Consider the following 7545-nt stretch of genomic DNA (forward strand, 5'->3'; position numbering starts at 1 on the left):
CGGTCCCAGCCGTCCAGCGGCACCGCGCCCGGCCCGATCGGCCCGGGCGTCGCCGCCGATGTGCCGGCCATGCCGCTGGCCAGCACTGCTGCCGCAAGCAGTCGCTTCATGTTCTCCTCCGTGGCTTTCCGCCTTGTGGTGTGGTCCTGCTGTGCGCCTTGCCTGTTTTATTGCTGCTTGGCTCTATCGTAATCCAATTTCCGTGCCGTGGCGCACCGGACCCTGTTCCGCTTGAACCCGGGCGTGCCGCGTAAATCCGCGCGCTCTGGCACACTGCAACCACCGCCCACCTGGCGTTTCAACCGCGTGCAGGTGTGGCCGAGTCTGCTGATAACATCACCCCCAACAACTGACGCTGTGCGCGCGCACCGGGCGCGCACGGGAACAGGAGGAACGCCACTGTGGATTATCCCCGCCCGCAACTGCGCCGCACCGGCTGGCTGAGCCTCGACGGCCCCTGGGATGCCATGCTGGACGACGACGCCGTCTTCGTCGATCCGGTCACCGTCCCGTTTGACCGCACCATCAATGTCCCTTATCCGCCCGAAGCGCGCGCCAGCGGCGTGCACGACACGGGCTTCCGGCGGCGCGTCTGGTACCGCCGCAAGGTCGGCCTGGACGACACCCTGCACCCCGCCCATGACGAGCGCCTGATGCTGCACTTCGGCGCCGTCAACCACCGCGCCCGCGTGTGGGTCAATGGCCACTTCGCCATCCAGCACAAGGGCGGCCACAGCCCGTTCTCGATCGATGTCACGCGCTACCTGGGCGAGGATGAAGCGCTGGAGATCGTGGTGCAGGCCGAGGACGACCCGCACGACATGAACAAGGTGCGCGGCAAGATGGACTGGCAGCTCGAGCCGCACTCCATCTGGTACCCGCGCACCACCGGCATCTGGCGCACCGTGTGGCTGGAAAAGATGGCCAAGGCCCACGTGGCCGCGCTGCGCTGGACCGCGGACGTGGCGCGCTGGCAGATCCGCCTCGATGCGGACGTCAGCCATGTGCCCCTCAACGGCACCCTCAACGTCACCCTGCGCATGGGCGACCGCACCCTGGTGTCGGACCGCTGCTTCCTCACCGGCCCGCGCCTGCAGCGCATCTTCCAGCTGCCCGACCCCGGCATCGACGACGCCCGCGCCCACTGGATGTGGAGCCCCGAAAGCCCGCAGCTGATCGAAGCCGAAGTCAGCCTGCACGGGCCGGACGGGATGATGCTCGATGGCGTCAGCAGCTACACGGCGCTGCGCACCGTGGGCGTGGACGGCGACCGCTTCATCCTCAACAGCCGCCCGTACTACCTGCGCATGGTGCTGGACCAGGGCTACTGGCCCGATTCGCTGATGGTTGCCTCGTCCGAGCAGCTGCGCCAGGACGTCCTGCTGATCAAGCGCCTCGGCTTCAATGGCGCGCGCAAGCACCAGAAGTCCGAGGACCCGCGCTGGCTTTACTGGTGCGATGTGCTGGGCCTGTGCGTGTGGGCCGAGATGCCGTCCGCGTATGGCTTCTCCAGCGAGACCGTGCACGGCGTGATGGAGGAGTGGAAGGAGCTTGTGGAACGCGACATCTCGCACCCTTGCGTGGTGGCCTGGGTGCCGACCAACGAATCGTGGGGCGTGCCGGAGCTGATGTACGACCGCCGCCAGATCGACTTCGTGCGCGCCATGTACCACATGACCCGCGCGCTCGATGGCTCGCGCCCTGTGGTCGGCAACGACGGCTGGGAGATGCCCTGCGGGGACTTCGTCAACATCCACGACTACCACGCGGACCCGGAGGTGCTGGTCGAACGCTATGCCACCCGCGAGCAGGTGGCGTACACGCTGGAGCATGTGCGCCCGGCGCGCCGGCGGCTGGTTATCGACGGCTTCACGGGCGCGAACATGCCGCTGTTCCTGTCCGAGTTTGGCGGCATCGCCTGCATGGGCGGGAAGGACGCGAAGGGCTGGGGCTATTCCGTGGCGCGCGATGGCGACGAGCTGCTGGCGCGCTACCGCGCCCTGATGGCGGCCATCCACCGCTGCCGCCCGCTGTCCGGCTTCTGCTACACCCAGCTGACCGACACCTTCCTGGAGAAGAACGGCCTGCTGACCGAAGGCCGGGTGCCCAAGGCGCCGATCGAGGCGCTGGCCGAAGCCACGCGCGGGCCGGAGGCCATGATGTATGACTGGTATGTGGATCCGCTCGGCCACAGCGAGCAATGGCGCGGCAAACGCGGGACCAACTTCCCCGCCGAGTGGATGCGCATCGGCGCCAGCGGCGACGTGCGCGGCCATCATGCCGAGCGGCCCGGCAGCCCGGGGCCGGAGGACACGCCGGGCCATTCCAGCACGGCGAGTGGCACGCCTCCGCGCGAGACGATGAAGTAAGCATGAAGTCAGGCTGCGGCCCGGCCGTCGCGGGCCGCTTGTGAATCGCTGGTGAATCGCAGAGATCGTGGACGGGTCGCGTCCACGGGAGGGCAAGGTGCAGGAGGACACAGTCTGGATCGCCGTGCTGGCCCTGGCGCTGGCCGGGGCGCTGGGGGCGCTCGCCTGGACGTGGCGCGCGCACCGCCGCCTGCTTGCTGAGCGGCAGACGCTCGCCACCCGCATGTCCGATCTCGAACGCGCCTACCTCGATGCGCCACTCGGCCTGGCGATGCTGGACCGGGAGCTGCGCTACACCCGCATCAACCGCCTGCTGGCGGACCTCAACGGCATCCCGATCGAAGCGCACATTGGACGCACCGTGCGCTCGCTGCTGCCGCAAATCGCGTCCCAGGTGGAGGGGCCGTTCATGGAGGTGCTGCGCACCGGCCAGCCCAAGTTGGGGCTCGTGTTCACCGGCGAGACCGTCGCCATGCCGGGCGTGCTGCGCTACTGGAAGGAGAACGTGTACCCAATCGTCGGGCCGACGGGCCGGGTCGAAGGGCTGAACGTGGCCGTCGAGGAGATCACCGAGCAGACCCGCCTCAACGATGCGCTGCGCGCCAGCGGTGAGCGCGAGCGCCAGCGCGCGGCGGAGCTGGAGGCGGTGCGCCTCGCCACGCCGGCCGCCATCCTCATCTCGCAGGATGTGCACTGCGACCGCATCATCGGCAACCCGGAGTCCGAACGGCTGCTGCGCATGGCGCAGGGCAGCAATCCCTCGGCCAATCCATCCGAACATGCGCACATGCGGCCGTACAAGGAGTACCTGGATGGCCGTCTGCTGGCGCCGCACGAGCTGCCGATGCAGATCGCGGCCCGCACGGGGCAGGACGTGCGCGCCCTGCCGATCGACTTCATCTTCGACAACGGCGATGTAGTGCACACGCTGGCCACGGCTGCCCCGCTGCGCAACGAGAAGGGGCAGGTGCGCGGGGCGGTGGGCGCCTTCGTCGACATCACGGCCATCAAGCGCGCGGAGCAGACCGTGGTGCTGGAGAGCCGCCGCAAGGACGAATTCCTGGCCACGCTGGCGCATGAGCTGCGCAATCCGCTGGCCGCGATCCAGACCGGCCTGGAGCTGATGCGCCTCCCGGGGAAGGCGGGCGATGCGCGCGTGCGGGACACGATGGAGCGGCAGCTGCGGCACCTGGTGCGGCTGATCGACGACCTGCTGGATGTCTCGCGCATCAGCTACGGCAAGCTGGAACTGAAGAAGGAGATCGTCGACCTGCGCGCCGTGATCGAGCGGGCGGTGGAGCTGTCGGAGCAGCAGATTGCGTCGGCGGGACACACGCTGGAGTCGGGCTGCGAGGGTGGACCGTATTTCGTGGAGGCGGACGTGGTGCGGCTGGCGCAGGTGCTGGCCAACCTGCTCAGCAACGCGGCTAAGTACACACCGCACGGTGGGCGCATCGGCCTGCACTGCCGGCGCGAGGAGCAGGAGGTGGTGGTCGACGTGACCGACACCGGCATCGGCATCGAGCCGGAGGTGCTGCCCAAGGTGTTCGACATGTTCTCGCAGATCGAGAGCGGGCGCGGGTTCCGGCAGGGCGGCATGGGTGTAGGCCTGTCGCTGGCGCAGCAGCTGGTGCAGCTGCATGGCGGGACGCTGACGGTGGCCAGTCCGGGGGCGGGGCAGGGCAGCACCTTCACGGTGCGCTTGCCGCTGTCGTTCGTCGAGCGGCGGCAGGAGATGCGGCCGGTGCCGGCGGCGGTGGAGGACCCGCCGGCCACGCACAAGCGTATCCTGGTGCTGGACGATAACGTGGATGCGGCGGGGATGCTGTCCGAGTTGCTGGCGCTGGGCGGGCATGACATTCGCGTGGCGCACAGCGGGGTGGAGGCGATCCGGCTGGCGGGGGAGTTCCGGCCGGAGCTGGCGTTCCTCGATATCGGGCTGCCGGACATGAGCGGGTATGACGTGGCGCGCGCGCTGCGCGGCGATCCGGCGCTGGCCAACATGACGCTGGTGGCGCTGACCGGGTGGGGCAGCGAGAAGGACCGCGCCGACAGCCGCGCGGCTGGGTTCGACGTGCACTTGACCAAGCCGATCACGCTCACCGACCTCAACCGCATTTTGCCGCATGGAGTGCCGGAGCCGGAGGGCTGAGCGCGGCGGCGCGTGCCGGTGATACAGTGCGGGTTTCGCTTTTCGACAGGAACCTCGACGTGTCCCGACTCCCCACCGGCAACCTCCGCCTCGACGACTTCGACCGCCAGCTGCTGCAGCCCGGCGCCAAAGGACTCCCGCTGACCGCGCCTGTGCCGCAGGCGGACGTCGCCGCTCAGAACTGGAACATCCTCGACGCCAGCGTGAGCTATCCCGTAGCCGTCCTGCGCGCCAGCGCCCTGGAGCATAACCTCGACTGGATGCGCCGCTTCTGCGCTCACTTCGGCGTCCAGCTCGCGCCGCACGGCAAGACCACCATGAGCCCGCAACTGTTCGGCGCCCAGCTCGCCAACGGCGCCTGGGGCCTCACGCTGGCCAACGTCCCGCAGACGCAGGTGGCGTACCGCATTGGCGTGCGCCGCGTGATCATTGCCAACCAGGTGGTTGCGCCCGCCGACCTCGCCGCCTTGGCGACCCTGATGGGCTCGGATCCGTCCTTCGAATGCTGGGTGCTGGCGGACTCGGAAGAGGGCGTCGCCCGCCTTGCGGCCGCCTTCGCCGGGCTGGACCGCCCGCTGCCCGTGCTGATCGAACTCGGCCTGCCCGGCAAGCGCGCCGGCTGCCGCACGCAGGAGGAAGCGCTGGCGGTCTCGCGCGCCTTGCAGTCCGCGCCCGCGCTGCGCCTGGCCGGCGTCGAAGGCTACGAAGGCCTGACCGACGCGGCCGGCGTGCCCGCCTTCGTCGACCGCATGCTGGCGCTGCTGCGCGAGCTGGACGCGCGCGGCGCCTTCGGTGAAGACGAAGTCATCATCTCCGCAGGCGGTTCCGCCTACTTTGACCTGGTCGCCCGCGGCCTGGCCCACGGCGCTGGCTTGACGCGCGCCGTGCTCCCCATCCTGCGCAGCGGCTGCTACCTGACCCGCGACCACTGCCACTACTTCGATGCCATCGCCGAACTCGACGCCCGCACGCCCGTGCTGGACGGCCCCGGCCTGCAACCCGCGCTGGAGGTCTGGTCCATGGTCCAGTCCACGCCCGAGCCTGGCCTTGCCATCCTGACTATGGGCAAGCGCGACGCTTCGTATGACATGGACCTGCCGCTGCCCCTGTACTGGCACCGTCCCGGCGCTGGCGGCGCCGGCCCCACGTCCGTGCAAGGCTGGGAGATCTTCAAGATGAACGACCAGCACGCTTATCTGCGCCTGCCGCCGGGTGCCGAGGTCCGCGTTGGCGACCTGATCGGCTGCGGCATCTCCCACCCGTGCACCACCTTCGACAAGTGGCAGCATCTGTTGCTTGTCGACGACAGCTACCATGTGACCGGGATAGTCAACACCGTCTTCTAAACCGCCTGTTTTGATCCAGATCAAGGTTTAACCACGCGGATATTGCCTAGAATCAACCAATCTTGGCTTGAGCCTGAATTGGAGTTCTGCATGCTGCGCGATGTCACCATCAAATCCCGGCTGATCTTTGTGATCGGCTTCCTGTCCTGCCTGCTGATCGCAGGCGGGGTCATCGGCCTGACCAGCCTGTATTTCGCCAACGACTCGCTCAAGGCCAACTACGAACACCGCCTGGTGCCCATGACCCAGCTCGACCGCGTGGTCTGGCTGATCGAACGCACGCGCCTGGATGTGGCTGAGGCCGCGCAGGACGACAGCACCGACGCCTCCGCCCAGCTCGATTCGGCGGAGAAAGCGCTGGCCGAGATCGACAGCAGTTGGAAAGCCTATACCGCCAGCGTCGGCGCCGACGAGCGCGCGCTGGTCGGGGCGCTGTCGGACAAATATCGCGCCTTCGAAAGCGAGGGCCTGAAGCCGGCCATTGCCGCCCTGCGCGCGCATGAGGTCGCCCGCGCCCGCGAGATCGCGCGCGGCCCCCTGCGCCAGCTCGCGGGGCCGGTGCGCGACGGGATCAATGCCCTGATCCAGTTCGAACTGAAGGCTGCGCGTACCGAGTTCGAGAGCAACCAGGCCATTTACCGCATCGTGTTCATCAGCTGCAGTTCGGGGATTTTGCTGGGGGTGCTGCTGTCGACGGCGATCGGCGTGTGGCTGGTGCGCGGGATTTCCGGGCCGCTGGGGCAGGCGGTCAGCGTCGCCAAGTGCGTCGCCGCGGGCGACCTCACGCAGCAGATCGAAGTGAGCTCGCGCGACGAAACGGGCCAGCTGATGCAGGCCCTCAAGGACATGAACGAAAGCCTGGTGCGCATCGTGACCGAGGTGCGCACGGGGGCGGATACGATCGCCAGCGCGTCCGGGCAGATCGCGTCCGGTAACCAGGACCTGGCGGGGCGCACCGATCAGCAGGCCGCGTCGCTGGAGAAGACGGCCTCGTCGATGGAAGAGCTGACCTCGACCGTCAAGCAGAATTCCGACCATGCGTACGAGGCCAGCCAGAGCATCGAGTCGGCCTCGCAGGTGGCGCTGCGCGGCGGCGAGGTGGTGGCGCGCGTGGTGGAGACCATGGGCTCGATCAACGCCTCGTCCAAGCGGATCGTGGACATCATCGGCGTGATCGACAGCATCGCGTTCCAGACCAATATCCTGGCGCTGAATGCGGCCGTGGAAGCGGCGCGCGCGGGCGAGCAGGGGCGCGGGTTCGCGGTGGTCGCGGGCGAGGTGCGGCATCTGGCGCAGCGTTCGGCGGCCGCGGCCAAGGAGATCAAGGACCTGATCGGGGATTCGGTGCAGAAGGTCGAGGATGGCGCGCGGCTGGTGGACGAGGCGGGCGCGACGATGTCCGAGATCGTCAACAGCGTCGAGCATGCCACGCAGCTGATGAACGGGATTGCCACGGCCAGCCGCGAGCAGACGCTGGGGATCGAGCAGGTGAACCAGGCGATCGGGCACATGGACGCGGTGACGCAGCAGAATACCGCGCTGGTCGACCAGGCGGCCGCGGCGGCCGGTTCGCTGGAGCAGCAGGCGCGCAAGCTGTCGGGCGTGGTGAGCGTGTTCAAGCTGCAGGCCGCGACGCCGGGTCACGCTGCTGCGGGCGCCCCGCGCCGTCGGCCGGGCC

General features: G+C 68.7%; 4 protein-coding genes. All 4 read left to right on the top strand.

What is annotated here, in order from left to right:
• The first annotated feature begins 401 nt into the window (after positions 1–401).
• A complete protein-coding gene (locus E4L96_RS00800) occupies positions 402–2369 on the top strand; it encodes a glycoside hydrolase family 2 protein (protein ID WP_229414166.1) in 1968 nt (655 codons plus the stop codon).
• A gap of 97 nt (positions 2370–2466) precedes the next feature.
• Positions 2467–4521: a hybrid sensor histidine kinase/response regulator gene (locus E4L96_RS00805; RefSeq protein WP_135205341.1), complete on the top strand. Its 2055-nt coding sequence runs from the start codon at positions 2467–2469 to the stop codon at positions 4519–4521.
• 59 nt (positions 4522–4580) lie between these two features.
• Complete coding sequence (locus tag E4L96_RS00810; RefSeq protein WP_135205342.1) at positions 4581–5867, top strand: amino acid deaminase; 1287 nt, start codon at positions 4581–4583, stop codon at positions 5865–5867.
• Positions 5868–5957: 90 nt separating this feature from the next.
• The coding region (locus tag E4L96_RS24635) for a methyl-accepting chemotaxis protein (protein WP_135205343.1) at positions 5958–7545 on the top strand (1588 nt) is incomplete at its 3' end.

The sequence above is a fragment of the Zemynaea arenosa genome, from assembly GCF_004614185.1.
Classification (GTDB): domain Bacteria; phylum Pseudomonadota; class Gammaproteobacteria; order Burkholderiales; family Burkholderiaceae_D; genus Telluria; species Telluria arenosa.